The 24,478-nt window shown below is 40.8% G+C and carries 16 protein-coding genes, 1 tRNA gene and 1 pseudogene; 5 read left to right on the top strand and 13 right to left on the bottom strand.

The annotated features are described in order from the left end of the window. Window positions 1–182: 182 nt before the first annotated feature. From F909_RS17710 to F909_RS17745, 8 genes are all read right to left on the bottom strand, one after another. Window positions 183–1,373, bottom strand: coding sequence for an HlyD family type I secretion periplasmic adaptor subunit (locus tag F909_RS17710; protein ID WP_005145584.1), 1,191 nt, complete (start codon window positions 1,371–1,373; stop codon window positions 183–185). 17 nt (window positions 1,374–1,390) lie between these two features. Then, window positions 1,391–3,514, bottom strand: a complete 2,124-nt coding sequence (locus tag F909_RS17715) for a type I secretion system permease/ATPase (RefSeq protein WP_005145582.1) — start codon at window positions 3,512–3,514, stop codon at window positions 1,391–1,393. Beyond that, window positions 3,511–4,998 carry a TolC family protein gene (locus F909_RS17720; protein ID WP_005145581.1) on the bottom strand — a complete coding sequence of 496 codons (1,488 nt, stop codon included), beginning with the start codon at window positions 4,996–4,998 and terminating at the stop codon, window positions 3,511–3,513. Before F909_RS17720 ends, F909_RS17715 begins: the two co-directional genes overlap by 4 nt. A 335-nt stretch (window positions 4,999–5,333) precedes the next feature. Further along, window positions 5,334–6,080 carry an LPS export ABC transporter ATP-binding protein gene (gene lptB, locus F909_RS17725; RefSeq protein ID WP_004652734.1) on the bottom strand — a complete coding sequence of 249 codons (747 nt, stop codon included), beginning with the start codon at window positions 6,078–6,080 and terminating at the stop codon, window positions 5,334–5,336. Continuing rightward, entirely contained in the window at window positions 6,080–6,628 is a 549-nt protein-coding gene (gene lptA, locus F909_RS17730) for a lipopolysaccharide transport periplasmic protein LptA (RefSeq protein WP_005145580.1), read from the bottom strand. The genes lptB and lptA overlap by 1 nt, the downstream gene beginning before the upstream one ends. Beyond that, window positions 6,612–7,163: an LPS export ABC transporter periplasmic protein LptC gene (lptC, locus tag F909_RS17735; protein WP_005145579.1), complete on the bottom strand. Its 552-nt coding sequence runs from the start codon at window positions 7,161–7,163 to the stop codon at window positions 6,612–6,614. Before lptC ends, lptA begins: the two co-directional genes overlap by 17 nt. Before the next feature lie 39 nt (window positions 7,164–7,202). Then, window positions 7,203–7,742, bottom strand: coding sequence for a KdsC family phosphatase (locus F909_RS17740; RefSeq protein ID WP_005145578.1), 540 nt, complete (start codon window positions 7,740–7,742; stop codon window positions 7,203–7,205). A gap of 3 nt (window positions 7,743–7,745) precedes the next feature. Next, window positions 7,746–8,723 (bottom strand): KpsF/GutQ family sugar-phosphate isomerase, encoded by a 978-nt coding sequence (locus tag F909_RS17745; RefSeq protein ID WP_005145577.1) that lies wholly within the window; start codon window positions 8,721–8,723, stop codon window positions 7,746–7,748. A 226-nt stretch (window positions 8,724–8,949) separates the two neighbouring features. On the opposite strand from F909_RS17745, the pseudogene F909_RS0120105 reads away from it, so the two are divergent. From F909_RS0120105 to F909_RS17765, 5 genes and pseudogenes are all read left to right on the top strand, one after another. Further along, window positions 8,950–9,315, top strand: a pseudogene (locus F909_RS0120105) (cytosine permease); the annotation flags it as partial. A gap of 108 nt (window positions 9,316–9,423) precedes the next feature. Continuing rightward, the gene (cysS, locus tag F909_RS17750) at window positions 9,424–10,845 is read left to right on the top strand and encodes a cysteine--tRNA ligase (RefSeq protein ID WP_005145572.1); all 1,422 of its coding nucleotides are present in this window, start codon (window positions 9,424–9,426) and stop codon (window positions 10,843–10,845) included. A gap of 62 nt (window positions 10,846–10,907) precedes the next feature. Then, window positions 10,908–10,983 (top strand) — tRNA-Gly (locus F909_RS17755). Window positions 10,984–11,200: 217 nt separating this feature from the next. After that, window positions 11,201–12,217 (top strand): tyrosine-type recombinase/integrase, encoded by a 1,017-nt coding sequence (locus F909_RS17760; protein ID WP_005145562.1) that lies wholly within the window; start codon window positions 11,201–11,203, stop codon window positions 12,215–12,217. Between the two features lie 132 nt (window positions 12,218–12,349). Continuing rightward, window positions 12,350–13,639 (top strand): Y-family DNA polymerase, encoded by a 1,290-nt coding sequence (locus F909_RS17765; protein ID WP_005145561.1) that lies wholly within the window; start codon window positions 12,350–12,352, stop codon window positions 13,637–13,639. A 130-nt stretch (window positions 13,640–13,769) separates the two neighbouring features. Here F909_RS17765 and F909_RS17770 read toward each other — a convergent pair whose 3' ends face one another. The 5 genes from F909_RS17770 to F909_RS17790 form a co-directional block, all read right to left on the bottom strand. Continuing rightward, entirely contained in the window at window positions 13,770–14,390 is a 621-nt protein-coding gene (locus F909_RS17770; protein ID WP_005145560.1) for a lysozyme, read from the bottom strand. Beyond that, window positions 14,380–14,589, bottom strand: coding sequence for a hypothetical protein (locus F909_RS17775; protein ID WP_005145559.1), 210 nt, complete (start codon window positions 14,587–14,589; stop codon window positions 14,380–14,382). The genes F909_RS17770 and F909_RS17775 overlap by 11 nt, the downstream gene beginning before the upstream one ends. Further along, a complete protein-coding gene (locus F909_RS17780; RefSeq protein WP_005145558.1) occupies window positions 14,582–14,986 on the bottom strand; it encodes a hypothetical protein in 405 nt (134 codons plus the stop codon). Before F909_RS17780 ends, F909_RS17775 begins: the two co-directional genes overlap by 8 nt. 110 nt (window positions 14,987–15,096) lie before the next feature. After that, a complete protein-coding gene (locus F909_RS17785; protein WP_005145557.1) occupies window positions 15,097–17,778 on the bottom strand; it encodes a GDSL-type esterase/lipase family protein in 2,682 nt (893 codons plus the stop codon). Between the two features lie 91 nt (window positions 17,779–17,869). After that, complete coding sequence (locus tag F909_RS17790) at window positions 17,870–24,403, bottom strand: hypothetical protein (protein ID WP_005145550.1); 6,534 nt, start codon at window positions 24,401–24,403, stop codon at window positions 17,870–17,872. Between the last annotated feature and the right edge of the window lie 75 nt (window positions 24,404–24,478).

Genomic DNA, 24,478 nt, shown 5'->3' with positions numbered 1-24,478 from the left:
CTTTTTTAGCTTTTCAGTTCCTTCTCAATTACATGAATTTTCCAGTAATTCAATTTACTTTATCAGAACTGATCAATATTTGAATGGTGTAATCTTGTTATTTGAGATGCCTTTTTTCCAAAATTCATCTTTGTCGAGCGCAAAAAAACCTCGCATTGAGCGAGGTTTTTGATCCATAGAAATTAGCGTTCGCGTAACGCTTCTTTGGCTTTATTAAACGGTTTCAACAAGTAATCCATAATGGTTTTTTGCCCCGTACGAATATCAACGGTTGCTACCATACCCGGGGTAATGCTAAAAGTTTTACCTGCTTTGTTGTATAAACGGTCTGAGTCGGTACGGATATATACACGATAATAGAATTGATCCTGCTTCACCTCATCACGAATGGTATCTGGTGAAATCACCGTGACCTTTCCGTTTAGACCCCCATAAATAGAATAATCATAAGCTGTAATTTTAACTAAAGCTTCTTGCCCTGGATGGATAAATGCAATATCTCGCGGTGAAATACGTGCTTCAATCAACAATTTATCTTCTAAAGGTACAATCGTCATGAGCTTGCCATTTTGAGGAATGACACCTCCCACTGTAGTAACGTCAATTTCTTTCACCACACCACGTACAGGTGCTTTAAACACTGCGCGTGACAAGCTGTCATTTCGACCATTCACCACTTGTTGCTGAGTTTGGATATCGGTATTGGCCTTAGACAATTCCTCTCTGGCCTTTACATAATATTGATTGCGTGTGTCATTGATTTTATTGCTTAAATCATTGGCTTCACGCTTTAAGCGTAATACTTCAACCTCACTGGCAGCACCTTTCGCAACCAAGGGCTCAGTCATTGCAAGTTCCTGGCGCACTAATTTAGAAGCCTGTTCATAACCTTCAATTGACTGATCTAAATTGGCACGGCGCGACAAATACAGCGCCGTCTCTTCCTGTACAAGTTTAGGATTTTTTTGAACTTCTTCTGGGAAACTTAAAGGCGTACCATTTACTTCAGCACGTAAACGCGCTGCGGTTGCCTGTGCAGAAATCAATAAAGATTTCGACTCCCCAACATTTGATGCAAGCCGCGTTGGGTCAAGCTGTGCAAGGACTTGTCCTTTTTCAACTACATCCCCCTCATTCACATCGAGCTTAGTTAGAATTCCACCTTCAAGTGACTGAATAATCTGTTCTTTTGAAGATGGAATGACCTTACCGGTACCTGTTGAAACTTCTTCTAGATTAAATAACCACGCCCAGATTAAGAGTGAAAGTAAGCCAATCCCAATCATCCAAACAACGAGTGTCGAACGAGGTAACTTAGGTTCCTTATAAGTTACATTCATTGGACGACTGCTGTTTTGTTGTTGTTCACTCATACATTTTCCTCTTAATATTAAACTATTTTTTGTTTTATAGATGATTGTTGTAAAACTTGGTCTACTGGTCCATCCATGACAATCTTGCCTTCATTCATGACAATAATTCGGTCAACCAATTCCAAAACAGCACGTCGGTGCGTCGCCACGACTAAGGTTCGATAACCTAACCAAGTTCTCAAATGATCAATCAGTTGTTTCTCAGCCACATCATCAATCGAAGCCGTTGGTTCATCTAACAATAAGATATTCGGTTGACGAATTAATAATCGTGCAAGCAATAAAGCTTGTCGTTGCCCGCCAGAAAAACCAACGCCCCCTTCTAAAACCAAATGGTCCAAACCTTCTTTTTTCTCATGTACAAAGCTCAGCGCCCCAGTGACTTTTAAGGCTTTCAGAATGTCTTCATCACGTGCTAAAGGTGCGCCAAGGGTCAAGTTTTCACGAATGGTGCCATAAAATAAATGCGAATTTTGGTTGAGCAATCCCATATCACGACGGACATCAGCAGGATCAATCAAACTAATATCTAAATCATCTAAATGCACCGAACCTGCATTCGGAAATTGCATCGCAGACAAAATTTGTAGAAGTGTTGATTTACCAGCACCATTCCGTCCCAAGATCGCAATACGCTCACCTGCACGAATTTTAAGGTGAGGAATCGCAAGGCTTGGTCGTGGATCATCTTCCGTATATTGAAATGCAACGTTTTTTAGTTCGTAGTCACCATGCAATACTTCTTTATGGACCAAATGTGCTTGATCGGCCTGATCGACAGGTTTTTTCATTAATTCATCAAGGCCTTTTTTCGCTACTTTTGCCTGTTGTAGACGACCTAAAATACCTGTGATTTGTGAAATAGGCGCCAACATACGAGAAGATAAAATCGAACAAGCAACCAATGCACCCGTCGTCATATCACCTTTCATCACCGCAAAGCAGCCCACTAAAATCACGGCAGCATAGGTTAAACCTTGAATTTTTTGTGTCCAAGCCGTGAGGATGCCCACAATTTTCCGCTGCTGCATACTGATATCAGCCGACACCTCATTCATGTGGTTCCATTGGTTTTGGAAACGAGACTCAGCGCGTAATAACTTAATATCTTCAATTCCTTGTACAGCTTCGACCAAGATTGCATTACGAATCGAAGATTCACGCATCCCTTCCTGTGCCAACTGCGCCAATTTCTTTTGAGCCAAAATCGCAGGTAAGATCATTAGAGGAACCACCAACAACATGACCCAGAATAAGTTGCCACCAATCACTGCAAAAATTACAAGGAATAAAAAGAAGAACGGCAGATCTGCAATTGCCCCCATCGTTGTTGAGGTCACCAACTCACGTACACCTTCTAATTCACGAATTTGTGAAATAAAGGTTCCTGTTGACTTAGAGCGTTCACTGTTTTTAATTCTTAGTGCGTGACCAAAAACACGATCCGAAATGCGTAAATCCGCACGTTTACCAATAATGTCGGAAATGTAAACACGGGACAGTCTGAGTACAAACTCAAAAATAGCTGCAATCAGTACACCACCCGCCAAGACCCAAAGCGTAGGAATGGATTGCGATGGCACCACACGGTCATAGACTTGCATGGAAAAAATGATGGTTGCCAATGCCAAGATATTGGCGATCATCGATGCCAACATGATATCGATATAACGTTTCCAGTCTTGCAATACAATAGACCAGAACCAACTCTGCTCAAAAGGCTTGATATATTCGTCAACACGCGCATCGGGAACAGACTGTTCAGGGCGAAGGACATACACATTCTTGATAATATGTTTTAACGCACCAACAGCAAATTTCTGCGATAAGCCTTGATCACCACTGAGCTGGATACTGACATGACCCGCTCCGTCAGCCTTATCAATGACGCCCACTTGTCCATCAGCCAGTTCGACGAGAACAGGCAACCTCCAAGGGTTGATCACCTCATTGGTAAAAGCAACCTTTCTGAGGTTTAAGCCAATCTGTCGACTAATAAGTACCAGAACTTCATCCAAATTTTGGTTCTGGTTCCAGTCAAGTTGTAAACGAATCCGTTCCTCAGAGGGTTCAATTCGATAATGCTTGGCAATGGTTAAAATTGCTTGTAACCATGGCTGATAAGTTATTTTTGTAATCATGGCTGTACCTCAAATCCTTGGATTTTTATATTATTGAGGTCATAGGCTTGTCGAGAACGTCCTGTCGCAGCGATGTATTGTGCAATACTGCTGTAAATGTCGTAACGTGCTGTTTCTGCCTCTGAATTCGCACTATGAATCGCTTGTTCTGCATTGAGCAGATCGACCAGAGTTCGGGTTCCCAATTTATATTGTTCTTGATAAAGTTCTCGGGTTCGTATTGTTGTTGCTTGTTGTCCTGCCAACACCTGCATTTGGCGTTGCTTATTTTCAATTTGTTCTCGACTGGTTCTGATTTGATCCAGGACCTTTAAATAAACTGCATTGACTTGTGCTTTTGCTGCCTCTTCAGCAAAACTGGCAGCTCTTGTTTTTGAGGAGGTTGCTCCCCCTTGATAAAACTGACTGCTGGCTTCAAACATAATGGCACTATCAAATCCACCCTCTTTATCATTGCCTGGATTTCGTCCATGCAAAGCCTGACTTAGCTCACCTTTTAAAGCGAGTGTTGGATAATTACTCACCTGTGTCTGTAATTTTTGATTACGAGCAACTTCAATTCCAGCCTGTGCTGCAATCATTTGTGGAATCGTATTGAATTGTGGCGCTGCATATAAATCGGACTGTTTCACAAAATCATCTGAAATTGTCCATTGTGTATTACGCGCATCAAAACCTAACAAGGTATACAAATGCTGCTGGTATTGACTCAATAAGGATTGCTGCGCGATCATCGCGGATTGTGCAGATTGCAAGTAGGACTGTGCTTGTATTGGATCGGCCTGACTGCTAATCCCTGCATTGGCTCTCAGGTTTGCCATTTCTTGAATACGTTTAATCCCTGCAATCTGCTGATTGGCAATTTGAATTAACTTTTGATAACGCTGAATATTAATGATGGTTTGGGCAGCATCTAAGGAAATGTCGTCAATTTTCACCAGTACATTGGCTTGCCCAACCAAAACTTTGGCTTTTTCGACATCAACCCCAGACTTAACTTTACCAAAGTCATAGATCATTTGAGTGGCGCTTAAGGTCAGTAGCTGTTGACCACGCGTACTTTTTTTACCTAAATCACCTGTGCTTACCCCACCACCTACTTGCGGGTAGTAACCCGCTTTTGCAACATCAATATTTGCATTTTGCGAAGCCAATGCTGCAATCCCTTGAGAGATTTCTGGATTACGTTGTACCGCAATCTGTACCGCATCTTTCAATACTTTCCGTTGATTTTGCCAAAAAGCGGCAGGAACTGTATCTTGTGGACGCCCAGAACCAACGACAGGCAAATCACCACCCAATGAAGTATCTACAGAAAATTTACTCAGTTTCTGCATTTGAGCCACTTTAAACTCATCACTACTTTTGGGGACAAAAAGCTTAGAAATATTGTTCTTTAAAGTGTGATACTGTTCACTCGGTGTTGTTGCATGTGTCATTGGCACAGATAATGTTGCTACATAAAGTAACCACTTAAAATCCATACTTTTTTTCCATGATCCATTATTCACTTTTATATCGTTCTGCAAGTTCATATTTTTTTCGTATTGTTATCATTTCAGCATTTTCATTTTAAGCATTTTTTTATAAAAAACACTACGTTCGACACACAATTTCATCACTAGATATGTGTATATTTTTGTAAATCAGTTCACATTTTTATAGATTATGCCTAAATGATTCAATTTATAAAATAGTTATCTATCAATATATTATTTAAAAAAATTCATATTTCCATTTAGGCAAGTCAAGCTTTTAAAAATTTCGGCATAAAAAAAGAACCTCACGGTTCTTCTTTAAAAAGTGACAATCGGTTGATTTAAACGACGAAGTCGTCACCTAAATACACTTTACGCACTTGCTCATTATCTAAAATTTCTTGTGGTGTCCCCTCTGCAATCACAGAACCCTCACTCACAATATAAGCTTTCTCACAAATCGCTAAAGTTTCACGCACGTTATGATCGGTAATCAGCACACCAATCCCACGATCTTTAAGCGTCTGGATAATATCTTTGATATCACCCACAGAGATTGGATCAACACCAGCAAAAGGTTCATCCAACAGCATGAACTTTGGATCGGCAGCCAGTGCACGTGCAATTTCCGCACGACGTCGTTCACCACCTGACACGCTCATTCCCAATGAATCTTTAATATGATTGATTTTAAAATCACTTAACAGTTCATTCAGACGTTGTTGGCGTTGTTGCTTATTCAAATCTTTACGCGTTTCTAAAATTGCCATAATATTTTCAGCAATCGTCAACTTTCTAAAGATAGAAGCTTCTTGCGGCAAATAACCAATGCCCTTGCGCGCACGTTCATGCATCGCGAGGTCGGACAAGTCAAGGTTATCTAAATGAATCTCGCCTTTGTCCATACGAACAAGACCAACGACCATGTAGAAGCTCGTAGTTTTACCAGCACCATTCGGTCCAAGCAAACCCACAATCTGCCCACTTTGCATGGTAAAAGACACATCTTTTACCACCCAACGTTTACTATAGTTTTTAGCTAAGTGCTTAATACAAAGCGTTTGCGGTTGCTGCACCGATTGTTCCATTAATCACGCGCCCCTGGAAAACTTTTTGAACTTGAAGGTGGAATAATAATTTGCACACGATTGCTTGAAGAACCTTGTGCTTCAACATCACCTTTGTTCATACTGTATTTTAAGCTATTACCACGAATACTTGAGCCATCCTGCAACAGATAAGCCTTACCCGTTAGAGTAAGAATACCTGTATCAGCGTTATAAACGATGGTCTGTGCTTCGCCACGCGCTAAACCCTTATTCGCATCCATTTGCTGCTGAAACTTCGCAGGCTGACCTTTCGCGGTAATAATTTGAATCTCTTTTTTGCTATTTAAATTTGCCACAATTGAGTCAGCTTGAAGCTTCATCGTACCTTGTTCGATCACAACATTGCCCGTATAAGTGGTCACGCCACTTTTATCGTTATATGTTGCACGATCGGCGACCAAAGAAAGCTGTTGATTACGGTCTGATGGCAATGCAAAGCTTGCCGCAGAAGAAAGCGCAACAACGGCAACACAAGTGACTTGTTTCAGGAAAGTAGAACGAGATTTAGAATTAAGAACTTGGCGCATACTTTCCTCGAATTTTATAAAATTCATATTGACCATTATTTAAATTAGCTTTGAGACCTTGACTCACAAACTCAGCTGACGGTGATTGAACCGTGACTGGATGTTGCGTCTCAAGTTCTCTAGTTTTTGGGTAACCTGTGAGTTCATCCGTATGAAACTCCATTTTGTTTCCCTGATCGGACAACTTTGTCGCAACAACATTACCAATGAGTATGACTTTACTGTTGTCATCATAGCCATTGGCTTTTTTTGCATAAAACGTTGCGTCTGGTTTGCCCTGTTTGTACATCACTGCATTCAGTTGATCAAGCGTAGACGTTTTCAATTGCATATTTTGCTGCAACTGTTTGACTTCAGCTCGGATATACAAATTACCCTGCTCATCCGTTTGGGTTAAATGAACACCCTGTGCTGAATAAGTCATATTCTTTGCAGAATCAACATCCAGCTTTTTTGCTTTGCCACTGTAATAATAATACCCACCACTGACAGCAGCGACGGCAACAGCAACAACATATAAAATTTTGGTATCCATAAACAGGGTTACCTAACCTTTGAGCAAATCAACACTATATTAATGTGGTACCGCAAGATATTTTTCAAGCAGTTCTTGGTAAACACCTTTTGCCATCAACAACATATCGCATACCTCACGAACTGCACCGCGGCCACCCATTGCTTGAGTCACCAAGTTAGCACGACGGCGTACTTCTTCATGTCCATTTGGCACAGTTACTTTCATACCCGCGATAGCAAATGCAGATAAATCAGGCCAGTCATCGCCCATATAAATACATTCTTCAGGCAATAATCCCAATTGAGCACAAGCTTCACGTAACGCAACGCCTTTGTCCTCACGCCCTTGAAAGACCAGATCAACACCAAGATCAGACATGCGTTTTTCAACAATCTGACTTTTACGCCCTGTGATGATAATCACTTTCATACCAGCTTTTTGGACCAGTTTCATTCCTAAGCCATCACGGATATCAAATGATTTAAGCTCATCACCTGAATTGGTTAAAGTAACAAAGCCATCGCTTAAGATTCCATCCACATCAAGCACGAGTGCTTGTAAATGACGTGCTTGTTCTTGTAAAGCATAAGATGCCATGGCTTAATTTACTCCTGCCTGAATAAGGTCATGCATACTAATCACACCAATCACTTTATTGGTATCATCAACAACGACAAATTGATTTACTTTTTTCTCATGCATTTTTTCCAACGCTTTGACCGCACGAGCTTCCTGAGAAATCGTTAAAGGGCTTTTGGTCATGACTTCAGAAACAGGTAGATTGACGTCAAAACCTTGTTGCTGATCAATCATTCGACGCAAATCGCCGTCTGTAAAAATACCCAACAATGTGTCATTGTCATCAACAATGGTGGTTAAACCTAAGCGCTTATCCGAAATTTCATATAGCACTTTGTTCATTGGCGTATCAGGTCGAACTTTAGGCAGTTCATCACCTGTATGCATCAAATGTTTTACATGCAAAAGCAAACGTTTGCCTAATGCTCCCGCTGGGTGTGAGCGTGCAAAATCATCAGCGGTAAATCCACGCGCTTCCAACAATGCAACAGCAAGGGCATCACCCAAAACTAAAGTCGCAGTCGTACTTGAGGTGGGTGCCAAACCGAGAGGACACGCTTCATCTGCCTCACCTAGGGTCAGGGCAACATCTGCATTTTGTGGCATTGGTCCTTTCTCATCACGGCTGATGGTGATTAGCGGCACTTCTAAATGTTTGATTAATGGCATCAACATCATGATTTCATCACTCTTCCCCGAGTTAGAAATCGCAATCAGTACATCACCACGTACCAGCATACCCAAATCACCATGCCCAGCTTCACCGGGATGCATAAAGAACGAGGGTGTGCCTGTCGATGCAAAGGTCGCTGCCATTTTACGGCCAATATGACCAGATTTACCCATACCCGTAATCACAACACGCCCTTTGCATTGCAAAAGTATTTCACATGCAGCATCAAAACGTTCATCAATTTGTGCAGCAAGGACTTCGATTGCTTGTTGTTCGACACGCAATGTTTCTAATGCGCTTTTCTGGAAATCTATGGCTTGTGACATATGAGTTTGACTCAAAATAATACTCTATCCACCTGATGGTAGATGATTTTAATCAAAAGAATGGTGGAGATTCTAGCATATTTGCACACCATACACGTTTCTAAATGTATAAGTTTTCATGAAAAATGAAGGGCTTTTCGGGGTGTTATAGCGTATAGCAAGCGTGTTAAATACAAAATTTTCGCCATTCTCATGCGTATAGGCTTACGGCTTAATCACGGACACAGAACCTACCTTCTTAAACACCTTTAAAGCATTTTTCCTGTTCTTGCTCACCTTCTTTATCCCATGGAGTGCAATTAATTTAGCCGATTACTATTTTATTTCTAAAGAAGAGTGCGATATAGCCGTATTATATGATCCGAACGGAAAATATGGCCGCTGGAATAGTATTGATATTGGCTACTATGTGATGGGTGTTTTGCTACAACTTCCCGTTATTCACAGTAAATTTTTTACGGGTGCAATCGCCACAGCATTAAGTGGTATAGATATATCTTGGCTGGTCGATATTTTAGCAACAGCGGTGATTTATTATTACTTTGCCAAAAAGACCCTGCTTCGAGCGACCAGTAAATTCAGTTTTGAATAAAGAAAAAAATTGCGAACCAAAACCATCTTTTTTCTCCTGATAACTTTATGAAATATGGTGCATACGTTATGATGAATAACGATTTTTGTAGAGTGTTTGAAAACCCTTATGCAACCTTTTGTTCTATATAATTCTGAGCAACGTAAAAAAGTTGAATTTGTCCCACGCAAAGAAGGTCAAATCGATATGTATGTCTGTGGTATGACAGTCTATGACTACTGTCATATCGGACACGCTCGAGTTATGGTTGCATTTGATTACATCATTCGCTTCTTACGTAGCCAAGGCTGGAAAGTTCGCTATATCCGCAACATCACTGACATTGATGACAAAATTATTGCGCGTGCTAATGAAAATGGTGAAAGCATTCAGCAACTCACTGCACGTTTTATCGATGCGATGAATGAAGATGCAGCTAACTTGGGCTGTGCTGCACCAGATGAGGCACCAAAGGCAACTGAGTATATCGATCAGATGCAAAGCATGATCAATACCTTAGTGGATAAAGGTGCTGCTTACCCTGCTGCGAATGGTGATGTCTATTTTGAAGTGACCAAATTCAATAAATACGGTCGTCTATCTGGCCGTAAATTGGATGACATGCAAGCTGGTGCTTCGGAACGCGTTGATGTTGAAGTTGAAAAGAAACACCCATTTGATTTTGTTCTTTGGAAACATGCCAAGGAAAATGAACCTGCTTGGGCATCACCATGGGGCAATGGCCGTCCAGGTTGGCATATTGAATGTTCTGCAATGTCGACTTGCTGCTTAGGCAATCACTTTGATATTCATGGTGGTGGTTCAGACCTCATGTTCCCGCACCATGAAAATGAAATCGCGCAAAGTGAAGCATCAACGGGTGAACAATATGTAAACTATTGGATGCATGTCGGTTTCATCAATGTTGATGGCGAGAAAATGTCTAAGTCTTTAGGTAACTTCTTTACCATTCGCGACGTCATGGAAAAATTCCATCCAGAAGTGATTCGCTACTTCATTGTGTCATCACATTATCGTAGTCCAGTAAACTTCTCTGATGTCGCCTTAAAAGAAGCGAAAACTGCCCTCAGCCGCTTTTATCATTCGTTTAAAGCCTATCAACAGGTCTATGGCCAAATAACTGTTGAGAACTTAGAACACAGCTTTGTTGAACGTTTTAACAATGCCATGTGTGATGACTTTAATACTGCTGAAGCCATGGCGGTCCTTTTTGAGCTCAACAAAGAACTGAATCGTGCGGTTAAAGATGAACAGGCTGAGCAAGCCACTGTGCTTTACTCTACCCTACGCCACTTAACCAACATTCTTGGTTTAGTTCAGCATGATGTTGATGAATTCCTCAAATCAGATATTGGTCAAGAAGCACTTACTCTTTCTGATGCTGAAATTGAAAATTTTATCCAACAGCGTGTTGATGCGAAAAAGGCCAAAGACTTTGCTCAAGCAGATGGCATTCGTCAGTCTTTATTAGATCAAGGTGTCGTTTTGGAAGATACGCGTCAAGGTACAATTTGGCGACGTGCTGATTAATTCAACACTTAGCATGATAAAGAGTTGACACTTGAATGAAACTCTCTATAATGCGTCCTATTGCGGGAATAGCTCAGTTGGTAGAGCATAACCTTGCCAAGGTTGGGGTCGGGAGTTCGAGTCTCCTTTCCCGCTCCAGATTTTTTTAGTTAAAAATCAGTAAGCTGCACGGATTAATAGGTCTGTGCGGCTTGTTTTTTATTGTCGATGGGTCAGCTACAGTGGATCATTTTTACTGTATTTCACATTAAAAAACGCTTTATATTTCCGTAACGACACCAGAAAAGTTAGGGTCATTTGCCCTTTTCAAGTTTTTGGTGACGTTGCGACACCATGAAATTTGGAGTGTTCTTTCATGCAAAAACCCGTACAACGCGGCAACGCTTGGCGTATTACTTTACGCCACAATGGTCAACGATTCACAGCAACTAGAGATACTGCTCAAGAATGTGAACAATGGGCCGCTAAAAAATTATTAGAACTACAAGCAGGCGGTGATAAAAGCCAAGAGCCTGATAAAATTCATCTCTCCTTTTACGCCCTTTTCGACATGTATTACCACGAATCAGGCAGAAATAAGAAAAGTAAAAACTTTATTGATCAACAATTAAAATTGCTGAAGAAACAATGGGGCCCAGCAGCCGATTTATCTATTCACGACTTATCCCCTCAGATCGTAAAAGAATGGCGTGATAAAAGATTGAAAGAAGTGAAGCCTGCAACCATTAGCAGACAATTCGCTGTATTCAGTGCTGCATTTAACTATGCACGAAAAGAATTATTCTTAACCAAAGAAAACCCTTTCAAAGAAGTAAATAGACCGCCTGAAGCTCAGCCACGGAATCAGCGTGTGAGCGACGATGATATAGAAAAAATCATAGCTGGTCTTGACTACCAGAAAGGTAAAGTGCCAACCAAACAAATGCACTATGTAGCTTGGGCATTTCTATTTGCTTTAGAAACTGCGATGCGTAAAGGCGAAATCTTAAGTATTGAAAAGAAAAATGTTTATGAGGATTTTATTCGCCTGGTCGATACAAAGAATGGTAAATCACGTGATGTGCCACTTACCAAACGAGCTAAGGAATTATTGACTGTTCTTGATACTCCTTTCGATGACAGTCGTTTAATTCCACACAATGCAAACTCGTTCCGCTTGATCTGGCAACGCAATCTAACCAAAACGGGCCTAGTCGGAAAGATCCGATTCCATGATACAAGACATGAAGCGATCACCAGGTTCGTGCACAACTATAAGTTGCCTATCGAGATTCTTTCTAAGATTACTGGACACGAGACTTTATCTATTTTGGTAAACACGTACTACAACCCTACTGCAACAGAAATTGCAAGAATGTTGGATGCTGCATAATTTCCGACCAAACACATCAAAATGGGCGACATAATAAGTCGCCCTTTTGTTTATCCACAGTTTTTTAAATTTGAATTCACAAAGGCACAGTTCTAACATTTATCTTGAATGTGTAACGTTTTCAAGATAACCATGAAAGAACAATTTTTCGCACTCGTTGACGTGAATAACTGCTATGTCAGTTGTGAGCGCGTGTTCAATCCGAAACTTAACAACCGCCCTGTCATTGTGCTCTCAAACAATGATGGCTGTGCTGTCGCTCGTTCGCAGGAGTCGAAAGATTTGGGTATTAAGATGGGTGTGCCACTCTTTCAAATTAAAGATATGGTTGAGCGCAATAACGTTGTTGTGATGTCAAGTAACTACGCTATGTATGAAGAAATGTCAAAGCGCTTTTATAACATCTTATCTGGATTCGTTGCCAATTCTGAAATTGAGAGATACTCAATTGATGAAGTGTTCTTAAATTTAACATCATTCTCTAACTATATAGACTTCGTGCAATACGGCCATGATATGAAAAACACTTTATGGCAGTGGCTTGGGTTACCTGTTTGTGTAGGCATTGGCCGCAGTAAAACTGAAGCTAAAATCGCAAACCACATCGCTAAAAAGAACAAACAATTTAACGGTGTGTGCGACCTTGCCCGAATGGATCTGTGTAATAAAGAAGATTATCTCGCAAAGATCGATGTCAGCGAAGTTTGGGGCGTAGGGCGACAGCACACGAAAAAATTACAAACCATGGGGATCAACACTGTTCTGGACTTGGCTTGTAGCAACCCTATTCAAATGAAAAAAATGTTCAGCATCGTGATGGCACGTACAGTAAACGAGCTTCAAGGAATTTCTTGCATTGAAATAGAAGATACTCCACCAAGTAAAAAACAAATAATCTCAAGCCGATCATTTGGTCATAAAGTCACTGAAATTCAGGATCTAAAAGAAGCGATCGCTATGCACGCTCAAGATGCATGTAAGAGATTGCGAAATGATAAGTCGCTTTGTGGTTGCTTAATAGTGTTTGCGCAATCGAATCCTTTTGACGCAAACACCCCTTTTTATAATAAGTCCGTTTCTTTTGCATTCCCCCAACCTACCGATTGCGTAACTGATTTTGTGAAAGCTGCAACGATCATGATTACGCATGTATTTAAACCGGGTATCAAATTTAAAAAATGCGGTGTGATGCTTACGTGTTTAGAGCCAAAGTCTTCGCACATTTATGACCTATTAACAGATATGAATGAGATTGAAGAAAAAGAAAAATTAATGAAAGCATTTGAAGGGATTCAAGAGAAGTTCGGGAAAAAGAAAATTGGAATAGGACCATGCTTTATGCCAAACAGGACTTGGTCTATGAGTCGAGATAAACTGAGCAACAACCCTTTTACATGGGAAGGATTATTGCGTGTCAGTTAGTGTTGAACACACTACAAGCATACGGAAATGCTCACATTGGTTTTTATAGAATGGGCCGTACAACCAGGTAAAACACACAAAACAAAAACGCTCAGAATCAACGATGATAATGAGCGTTTGCAAAGATGCATTACTTTTTTAAGAATAAGGCCTTCTCTTTCTCACGTCGATTTACTAGACCTTTAATTAACTTCCCGTTGTCATAAACCCAGTTATCAAACTGATTTGCGGCACCCGCGAAGTTTCCAGTATTTAAAGTTTTTAATAAAGTGCTTTTGACAAATGCTGTTTCACCGATGTTATAAACAAAACTAGCAAGTGCATCAAACTGATTTTGACTGATATTTATCTTGATGTATTTATCAAGGCAAGCATCGACCCAAAGACAATCGTTTTTAAGCCATAATTCCGCTTGCTCCAAAGAACAAGTATCGCCCTTTTTAACTCGTGCGCCGTTTGGGTATTTAATTGTACCAAATCCAATTGTCCAAACCCCGCCCGTATCAAGGTAGGCATTCGCTTTAAAACCCTCAAATTCACGAATAATTTGGTAGCCCTTGTCTGAAATATCACGCTGACCCGTTATAGTTGAATCCAACTTGAATCCGATTAGATTTGCAAAAGTAGGTAAACCATTCAATGCGATAACCGCGTCCCCTGCAATAACTTGATCTTGAGTAAGCTTTCCACCTGACATCGCTCGCAGCCAAGAATAAGCTTGCGCAATTTGTTGAGATTGATCAATGCTCATCCGAACTCTCCTTTCGATCTGAATTACCAAAATAAAAACCAAAAACAGTTGTGCCCCAGCCTATGATTGCACCGAGCACGATGTTTACTAAATCGCGATTACGCTCAGGAATATCGACGAAAAATAATCCGATGATTGAAAGGGCCGCAATGGCAAGAGCAACAAACGCAATGGCCGTTTTAGTTTGTTCTTTATTCATGTTTTTGTTCCCTCTCTAGTTGAGATATTCGCTGATTGGTTGAATTTGAATCCGTATCTAATCTCAAAATCTTTGACGTATGAATTGACGTTTCTTGTTTTAAATCTATGATTGAAGAACCTAGCCAACCCGCTATGCCTATCAGAGCGCCTGTTAGAGCACCACTAATCCAGCGGACGACATTTAGGCCCCCATCTAAAGAACTAGACTTGTTTTCTAAATGCCGTACTTTTTCATCAATGCGATCTATCTCACGGGCGTTATCTTTGCCTTGAGTAAGTATGGTTGTAAGTTGTTCAGATTGGCGAATTTGATTTTCTGACAGAGCTTTAAGCTCTGCCTGAACTTGGTCGATTTTCTTTTCAACTCTTATGCCGTAGGTTTCTTGTTCAGACATAAAATAGCCCTAATCATTTTGTTTAATTCTATTGATTAGGGGTGTTTAAGTATCGAAATCTGTTGACAGCAAAAAACCCCCTGAAGGGGCTAATGCTTTGCTTATTTTTTTTAGTCATATGTAAAAAGCTTGTCTACCATTGTGTCAAAGAAAGCTTTATTCCCAGCATCATTGAAATGCAATCCATCAGACCAAAGGTTTGCACCCTCAATCATTTTTTCAGCAGTTCCTTTGTAATTGGAAATAAAGATAAAGTTACGCTCTCTTGCAACACTAGCAATCACTCTATCTACCACTCCCATATCAAACTTATACGGAGCAGATGGTGCATCTAACTGAGCATATGAAGACGACATTAAAATGATTTTTGCATTTGGATTTAATGTAAGAATTAAATCAAGTGAATCATTTAACCGTTTCTTATACCCCTCTACACCACCTATCTCTTGACGATCATTGGTCCCAAGTTGGAATAAAACCACGTCATCATATTGATTGATCGTATCTTGCAGAATATTACGACTTAAAAGCGTGGCAGTACTTAAACCAATAATCCCCTCATTGATCAACCATATTTTTTTATTTACTTTGAATCCACCTAGGCGAACATAAGAACTTGCATGTGTAGCCGTATTCACAAGTTTGATTGTGTGCTTGCCATACGTGAACGAAATAGACTTTTCAGCTGTGTAGTCGCTTGTTGCATTAAAGTAGTTAAAACTATCAACTTTGACATTATCAACATAGATATCAACAATATTATTTTCATCGCCGATATTCTGCTTCTGATACAACACAGTAATGTTGTCACCTGTGATATCAAACTCCATCTGTTGAGGTCGAAAGGCAGTTGCAAATGTAGTACTTAATAGATTTACACTTGTGCCGCTGACTGCAAATGAATTCTGAACATCAATAACCGCCAGTTTTTGCGTATCTGTCAAAACAACAGCTTGGTTTGTTGTCATTTTTACTGACTTGTAAATTTCACGCCAATGAGTAACCAACTGCTTACTTGTATATGCACTCCCTGGACGATCTTCAGTAATTGTCTTGTTTCCATACACCCATGCAATCCATCTACGTAACAGATTGGCGAAAGTCGGAGAGATAGGATCAGTAGTATTTCTAGCATCAGTTAAATAACCAGTTCGAGGGTTATCTGGAGGATTTGGGTCAGAGTTATTTGAGGCACCTAAGCCCCATCCTATTGAGTCTGCAATCATCTTGATACGAGAAGAACGCAAAGGGTCACGCAATAACTTATCTAACGAGTCTGAATAAATTAAATTTTCATATTTAGCTAAATTCAAAGCGTTAAGTGCATCGGTGATAGCGGTATTTACATAATCAGTAGTAGCAATCAAACTCCATGCGGTCCAGCCATTACTTCCCCAATAAGTACGGATGTACATCTCGTTAGTGCCGCGCACTAAAAAGATCTGCTGTTGATGCGTTGTCAGAGTGTAGTTAAGAACAAATGCTTGAACTCCAGATTTCGGGAAGTGCGAAACACTTACATCTGCTGTTGAATAGACTACTGAAACACCTTGAATAGTTAGTGTGTTAAGATCTATGTTTGAGCTGCCTGTGAGATTTACAGGCGCTTTAGCAGCATTAATAAGTGAATCAATCAATGACTTTGTTCCGATCTGTTCCCATGCTAACCAATTCCCAGAACCATCTGTAGTTCTAATCCATTGCCCAAACGTTCCGTAAACCCAATATGTCTGAACACAGACATTGCCGCCAAGATTACGTACCTGAAGTTCGCCCACCCCAGTCACCGGATAATTCAATGCTAATGAAGGGACACCTGTATTTGGCTTATGTAAACCTTCGGTACGGACATCATTTAGATTATTTGCGTTAGTTAAAGTAACTGGTTTAAACAAAGGATTCGCATTTACGTAATTAAAGTAATTTAGACCTGTAGAAATCCAAATAGCGCCGTTCCATCGATAAATATCTCCGTTATCCAGCATGGCATTTTGGTTGATAGGTTTGTCGGTTATTAAATCTAGTGCAGCTTTGTTCGCAGCCCCAATCATATTGCCCGCATTTGCAACTGCGGCATCTACAGTGGGTTGGATCCCTGCAATAGCAATTGAAACATCTTGTTGAGCTTGAGCAACAGTCTCATTAATTAAATTTTGATTGGTTAGTACAAAACTATCAAAGGCCTCTTGAGCTTGTTCAATAAACTGATTGATATCAGGATAGCGGGTGTTAACAAACTCAAGAAGGAATTCATTAAATTCTTGTTGATTGTATGGGTTGCCCCCAACATTTGTTTTTACAATATCTGCGAGTATGGATGTTATAGCTTCTGGATTGTTAATCTGTAGTACTGAATCGACATAATCTTTGATGTACTGTTCTAACAAATCATCTTTTATTTGACGTGCTTGAGTTTCCTGAGTAAGTAGCGTTGACCATTCTTGCAAAATTGCTGTTAGTTTATCTAAAGCAATTTCAATCGCATCAGGGTAGAAATTATCATAGTTGGTTATATCTAATTGCTGATCCGCTGGCGTTGTTCCCGCGATATAAAAAAAATCAATCTGTGATGGAGGTGCTTTAAATACGACTTGTCCTCCTAAATTATCTGTATTCAGTACTACGTTATACAGGGCTTTATCTAGCGTAGTGAAACCGTTCTCTGTTTTCAAACGAACAGATATGCCGTCTTCCCCCTCCTGTTTAAAAACTCTAAACGTAAAGGAAAAGTTTGTATTTACATTATTTCCGACATATAAATCGCTTAAACGTGTCGATGTTGAGACTGTCATGAACCCACCAAAAAAAGGCCGTATTTCTACAGCCCATTTTAAGTAAGGTGGCTTTTAAATAGTTGGTCGCAAGTCTTGTCCTGTCAACAGCTTAATCTGTTGGAGCATGCTTGCCAGTAATCGAACCACGTACCGCATCTAAAGTACTTTCAGGTTCATCTTTTTTGCCACTAAAAATGTCTAACCAATAGCCAGTAGGTTTGCCAAGCGAAGCAAACGGGATGCCAGTAGCCAAGGTCATAGTGTTCAAAATGTCTTTTGCTGCCTTGCCTTGATTGACTTCTTTATCTTCGCTCATGGCGCGTTTAGCATGTTGGATCAATGCAAGCCCGCTTTCACCAATGCTAAACACTGGTGAAGCTGTATATCGGTCATTCATCACGTTGCCATCGGTATTACTAATTGCTGCATTCACTACGTTGCCTGCATAGGGAACAAAAGCAGATAGCATTTTGACTTGAGATAAAGCCATCTTCGCAGATAAATCATCCCATTTACTGCCATCGTCGTCGTCATCAGATAAACCACCTGCAAAGACTACGCCTAACAGCTCTGATAAAATTGCAGGCACTGAGATCATCATAAGAGCGACATAAGCCAAACGCGGCGATGCTTCAACCCAATTACCGTTGCTTGCTTCAAGTGCTAACTTAATTTCTGTATTTGCTGTATTCCAAACCATATTGAACCAGTTATAGAACATGAGGAACATACGCTTTGCAGGTGTGCCCCTTTCAAGATTCGAAATCCCTTCAGGTGACATGTCGTTCATGTATTGGCGAATTACGCCGTCAGCTGCATGTACAGCGTCATATTGATTTAAGCCTTGTTCAGTGAAGTGATTAAAAGCAGCTTGCCAAGAAACAACTTCCATAGGCTTTTGAATTGTTGTTTGAAGAATGTAGGCATGTTTCATGGTGAAGTCTTTCACCGTTTGATATGCATTCTTTTGAAACACCATATCGTCAATTGCATAGCGGTATTCATCTGCTGATCGATCAAACCGCGTTTTCATAAAATCAGACATTTCCATGATCTGATTAGCCATGCTTTCACGATTCGCTACTGAGCTAAAGAATTGCCCTTGTGCTTTCACCAACTGTTTAACTGGCACTGCAACTGAAATCTGTGCAAACCCAGTGAATTGCTCAATAGCATTTTTTAGGTTAGCGGCCATGATCGCAATGCCTGTATTTCTACGCAAAACACGATAGATATTATCAAGAATATTAATACCCGAACTTTCATCGACAGTTTGGTTTGCGATCGCTTTTAACCATGGATTAAAGACTTGTTTGACACCGAACGGCATTACACGTTCCAATTCATTTCTAAAATCTTTGTTAAGCAGCAACCGCCCTACCTGGCGAACTTGCAATTCAAGATGGATGTACCGAAGTTCTTTGTCTAAAGCAGATGGTAATTTAGATAAATCCAACTCCAACATGTCGCTATATCGATCCGCACGTGACTTAGTGAAATTAGCACCTGTGGTTGCGATGTCTAAAGCTTGCAAATTGTTTTCTGCAAGGTTTTTATCCTGCATTCTGTCTTGTTCATTTGAACGTAAACGGTCATAAGTTGCAGGTACATAGCCGCCTTTGTATTCTCCAAACGGAGTATTTACAGGTGTTGTTGGCAATTCATCAAAATAACGGCCGTTGATCTTTTTATGTGTGATTTGCGCTTTTTGTTTATAACTATCGAATAAATCCCAAAACTTTTGAATCGTGTCCATATCAGTTTTGGTGATCGTGCCTTCTACAATCATTCGATTAAAGAATTGGTCCCACGCGCTGAAATCAACTGAGCCATCCTCTAACCGCTGCCCCCACCCATAACCAAGTACTAAACGTTCTTTGTTACTCATATTGCCTGTATGCATGATCGCATGTAGCAATGATTGCTTTCCAACGAACGTAAAGTTGTTTAATTCAGGCGCAGCAATCTTAGAATTATCTAATTTTCCAAAGCCTTCAAAAGTTTTAACGACATCGTTCAACATTTTGGCTTTGTCTATACGGTACTTAGCCAACGCATCTTGCATAGGATTAAGAATATATTCACGGTATTTACCTGTTACACCGCCGTCTAACCAAGTCACAACTTGATCCACGCGTTTAGCAGATGCGCCTAACTCCATCAATTTTGTTTTTAACTCTGCTGTTTTATTTTTACCAAGTAAATCTTGTTGAATTTTCTCTATGCTTTTTTTGCCGCCTGATTGCTGTATTAATTCTTGACGAACTTGTTCACGTTCCAAGCCTTCATTGGTTGTGTGCCAAACCATGTTTTCTTTTGAACGATGCCATAGCGTTTCTACAGCTGCCATGACCGCACCAAAGTCTTCTAAGGAAAGGTTTTTATAATCTTGGTTTTCAGGCAATGCGCCAATGTTTTGGATCTCTGCATAAGTTGTTGGGTCATACTTTCTAATCAAATCAAGTTGCTGTTCATAGTTAGACGAATCACGACCCAAACCATATTTACCTAAAATCCCACGTGCAGCGGTTACCATGTCAAAATCACGGTTTTTTGATAATTTCTCATTATTGCCAAAAACCTTTTTCACAAGGTTTAGGCTTTTTTGCACTTGGTCTTTTGCATCATAGCTGTACTTGGTTGCGTAGAATTGAACAAGTTGATTGCGCTTGTGACGTGCGGCTTCGACTGTTTCACCTTTTCTAAACGCATCGTTTGCCATGCGTCCCAAACGCGCATCATCTTGCGCACGCATATGGGGTCGAATGTCACGTATCTTTTGGCGCTGGACCATATCACTCGCTACTGTTTTAGCTGCCTCATTTAAAGCAGATTTACGGCCCATCAAGCCATTTAATGCAGCCATTTCAGCGGACAACATCCGAGCGCGAATATCATTATGCAAAGCGGATTCAACTGCTTCTGTAATACTCTGCGGATCGTAGAACTCAGAATATTGAACAGCCATACGTTCATCAGTAAGTTGGTCAATACGCTGTTTTGGTGTAGGTGAATTTATTAAGTCACGGATTAAAGCATCCCCACTTTCAAACCCAAACATTTCTGCAACTAGATCGGGGTTTTCACCGCCACGCTGTGCTAATCCATACGCACCTTTAGAAATTGTTTTGAATACTTCACTGTCTTTGCTGTCTTTGCCGTATTTAGCCTCAATCCAGTCTAAAGACAACTTACCCTTGGTTACCTTGCCTTCTGCATATCCTTGCAAAATATCCATGTCTTGCGCGTATTCAAGCAATGCGGGTTCAACTTGGTTTGAGTAATGTTTATTGCCAATTAGTTCATCTGCAAAACGATCCTCTAATTCTCTTGAATCAAATTTTCCGTTTTCATCTTTGGCTAAATAACCAAGCTCGGCCAAACGTTCTGACATTTCTTCTATAGAAAGACCCTTTACTCTCGATTTATCTGAACGTGCTACAGGTTTATTACCAATCCCTGATTTGATTTTAGCCGGTTGATCGATGCCCCAAGTTGATTCGATCTCAATTGAGTCTAGACCACCTAATTTGGCGATAGCTTCAAACAAAGTGTCGCGCTCAGGTTGAACGTTATTTAAGTCTCGCTTTTCTGCTTTTTCTAATGGTTGACGTAAAAACATCATGGCCTGATAAATCGGTTCTTGTGCTACGTCCTTTGCAATCTCTTGTTTTACTGACTCACGCTTTTTATTCGCTTCACGTTGTAACGTGCGCATGTACTTAGTTTTTTGTTTTTGATACCAGGATAAATTTTGAAGTGTTTTTTGCTCCAGCGTATTGATCGCTAATTCTGTGGCTACCTCATGGTCTTGTCGCATTTCATCATAATCTTTTGGATTAATACCCAAACGCATTGCATCGTCCTGCTGGATTAGCATTTCTAAATTGGATGCAGCTTGTGCTTCTTGGATTGCACTTTCGGTTGCAAGCATACGATCCATTACGCCAGTGATATCACTATTCAACTCGGCACGATCGTTAATACCTAAGAATTTTTCTACATTGCGATATACAGCAATCATGAACTGACGAAAGCGATTGAACACTTGTTTCAAATCTACGCTTGGTGCTTTACCTGTATAGACATACTGCTCGAAAGTTTCTGCAAATTTTTCATGCACTTCAGTCTTTTCAGCGTCAGTGAAAAAATCCCATTCACCAATATCTTTAAAATCGGCCTTTGCCCATTTCAATACTGTCTCCATGTCTTGGCGAACTTGCAAAGGCGCATCTGGACGCATTGCTATGTCCATATTCATTTCTAAGAAATGGTGTCCAAGCTCATGCACAAAAGTAGAGAAGTCGGCATTTTTACTTAACAGAATATTAGAACCAATATCGCCGTTCGGGAACACAATAGAACCGCGCGTGCCGCCTTTGCTTTGGTTATATGCACTTTGCTCAGGCGAAGCCGCTTTGCTATTGTTTTCAGCTTTTTTAGACGGCATATCCATCTGATTAAATGTAGTTCCTTTCACCTCAGTAGAATCCACGATACGGATTGGGTAACGGTCAAAAGCTTCTTTGGCTGGTACTCCAATTTTATCGCCTAATGTTGAATAGAATGCAGATGCCAGTTCGCCTGCTGCGCGATTGTATTTAGCATTGAATGTGCCGACTTTACCAAGCTGGCTTTGGATCTCAGTTGCTACCGCTTCCCGTGAATCTTCAATTGCTTCAAATTTTGATTGTTCAGCTAAGTAAATATCAGATTCTTGGCGCATCTGTTCAGTCGTTTTTGCCAAGTTCTCTTGTGATTCTCGATAGGTCGGCATATCTGGACTAGAGCGGACGTTTTCAACAAATGCGCTTGAATCATCAAGTACAGACATTGCTGATACAAACTCGTCGACGGGGATTTGAATCGAGCCGTTAAACTCTTGAGCATTTCCAATTTGATCTTGGAGGCTTGGTGCACGTGCAAACAGATCTTCAGGCGCTATATCACGGTCTCGCAATAATTGGTTGAAAGTCTGCCCATCAATAAATACTTCATTGACTGCACCATGTTCTTCAATGGCCTGTTTTAAAAACGCTTGGCTTGCAGTTTCATCACGCTGGGCTGTTTTACTTTCTTTGTTACGATCAACCAAAGTATTGAGAATTGCAGCAAACGTACTCGATTTGACCGCTTCGTTTTGCTGTTCTTGTCTTAATTGGTCCAATGCAAATTGCGCTGTATGTTGGTTTTTAACTTTACCTGCTGAAACCATGGCGACTTCAGGCGCAGCCATTGCCATGCCTAAAACGCCCTCAAGCGCCATTTCAACAGGATCCGCCTTCTCTCCTACTGCATCCGCTGCACCTTGCACAGAATAAACGCCTGCTGCCCCCTGAATAACAGCTTGTCCGCCTACTGTGCGCAACGGACCCCCAAAGCCTACAGGCAACAATAGACCGCCTAGCGCAGAATATTTTGCAGAACCCCACGTTTTAGCTGACGCATAATCGATTTGTTCTTGGCGAGTTAAAAACTTTTCCCGTGCTTCTGCCATGTTCTGACCATATGATGCAACAATATCTGCAGCACCAGATCCTAGACCGCCTTCGATTGCACTTCCTGTGAATGCTGCACCGCGTGTTAAAGCTGCTGCCCTTTCCATATTCACAAGGATTGGAGCGTACTTCGCTGTACTACGTGTCAAAGTTTGAGAAAGTACGCTACCCGCCCCCGCACCTGCTGCAAAACCTAATAAAGCTGGGGGTGCTTGTTCAACAAGGAATTCGCCAAGTACGCTTGCACTACCGTTCCTAATAATTTCCTGCGCAGCACCTAATGCGCCCGCATCGTTATATTGTGCGGCCAATTGCGCTTGCTGTAATAAATCGCCCATCTCTTGAGATGCAACTGCTTTGTTCTTTACTCGCGTAGCTAGGTTTAAAAGACTGTCATTGCCCGTAACTGCATACAGTGCTGCGCCTTCTGTTTGCCCAATTGTTGCTAAAGCACGAAATGCAGCATTTGCGTACCGGTTGCCTTGATCGTTCTGATTAAGCGGTTCGGCTGACGTTGTCTGATCAATCCAGTACTTTTGATTCTGCATGTACTGATTAAATCTTGCGGCCGCATACGCCCCATTTTCTTTTAGAATTTTATCATGCGTGGTTTTTACAATCTGCTCATAGCTTTGGGGAACTAATGGCCCATTAAGTTGAGACAATAAACCTGCGTTAACGTTCGGTTTGATTTCACGTTCGGGCTTCTGATACACACCTAATTCTTGTAATCGCTTTTGTTGCTCAGGTGATGCGCCTTTGGTAATCGCGTTTTGAATATCGCTAAAACTAACAGCTTGTTTTGGATCGTTATAGCTTGAGCCAAACAATGAAACACTATCACTGATCTTTTTTAATGAGCCAAAATCGTCTAATGACACAGCCGCTTGATTTGGGTTTAGGGCGTATTTACCAAGTACGGGATCGCTTGCAATGACTTCGTTTACTTGTTTTTGTGTATTGACCTCATCCGCAACCGATGCAATCTGCTCAGGTGTTTCGGTCATCTTGTTATAATCTAATCCCAAAGATGCCGCTGCTTTGCGCGCTCGCGCTTCACTATCAGCAATCTGAGTTGCGTTCTTACCTTGGTTTTGTTCGAATAATTGACCAATAGTTAGGTTTGTTGGGTTTTGATCAGACATAATAAAAGCACTTAAGACTACGGACTTCTGTAATCTTAAATGCTGTTATATGTGATAAAGGCTTTTGCTGTTGAC

The organism is Acinetobacter sp. ANC 3929 (assembly GCF_000369405.1).
GTDB lineage: Bacteria > Pseudomonadota > Gammaproteobacteria > Pseudomonadales > Moraxellaceae > Acinetobacter.
The sequence above is the reverse complement of the archived record's forward strand: the minus strand, read 5'-3'. Positions and strand labels throughout refer to the sequence as shown.

Excerpts from the sequence above, each read along its gene's own strand:
- F909_RS17785 (WP_005145557.1), bottom strand. The coding sequence starts at position 17,778 with ATGACAGTCTCAACATCGACACGTTTAAGCGATTTATATGTCGGAAAT.
- F909_RS17740 (WP_005145578.1), bottom strand. The coding sequence starts at position 7,742 with ATGGCATCTTATGCTTTACAAGAACAAGCACGTCATTTACAAGCACTC.
- lptC (WP_005145579.1), bottom strand. The coding sequence starts at position 7,163 with ATGGATACCAAAATTTTATATGTTGTTGCTGTTGCCGTCGCTGCTGTC.
- F909_RS17780 (WP_005145558.1), bottom strand. The coding sequence starts at position 14,986 with ATGTCTGAACAAGAAACCTACGGCATAAGAGTTGAAAAGAAAATCGAC.
- F909_RS17710 (WP_005145584.1), bottom strand. The coding sequence starts at position 1,373 with ATGAGTGAACAACAACAAAACAGCAGTCGTCCAATGAATGTAACTTAT.
- F909_RS17720 (WP_005145581.1), bottom strand. The coding sequence starts at position 4,998 with ATGGATTTTAAGTGGTTACTTTATGTAGCAACATTATCTGTGCCAATG.
- F909_RS17760 (WP_005145562.1), top strand. The coding sequence starts at position 11,201 with ATGCAAAAACCCGTACAACGCGGCAACGCTTGGCGTATTACTTTACGC.
- F909_RS17770 (WP_005145560.1), bottom strand. The coding sequence starts at position 14,390 with ATGAGCATTGATCAATCTCAACAAATTGCGCAAGCTTATTCTTGGCTG.
- F909_RS17745 (WP_005145577.1), bottom strand. The coding sequence starts at position 8,723 with ATGTCACAAGCCATAGATTTCCAGAAAAGCGCATTAGAAACATTGCGT.
- lptA (WP_005145580.1), bottom strand. The coding sequence starts at position 6,628 with ATGCGCCAAGTTCTTAATTCTAAATCTCGTTCTACTTTCCTGAAACAA.
- cysS (WP_005145572.1), top strand. The coding sequence starts at position 9,424 with ATGCAACCTTTTGTTCTATATAATTCTGAGCAACGTAAAAAAGTTGAA.
- lptB (WP_004652734.1), bottom strand. The coding sequence starts at position 6,080 with ATGGAACAATCGGTGCAGCAACCGCAAACGCTTTGTATTAAGCACTTA.
- F909_RS17765 (WP_005145561.1), top strand. The coding sequence starts at position 12,350 with ATGAAAGAACAATTTTTCGCACTCGTTGACGTGAATAACTGCTATGTC.
- F909_RS17715 (WP_005145582.1), bottom strand. The coding sequence starts at position 3,514 with ATGATTACAAAAATAACTTATCAGCCATGGTTACAAGCAATTTTAACC.
- F909_RS17790 (WP_005145550.1), bottom strand. The coding sequence starts at position 24,403 with ATGTCTGATCAAAACCCAACAAACCTAACTATTGGTCAATTATTCGAA.
- F909_RS17775 (WP_005145559.1), bottom strand. The coding sequence starts at position 14,589 with ATGAATAAAGAACAAACTAAAACGGCCATTGCGTTTGTTGCTCTTGCC.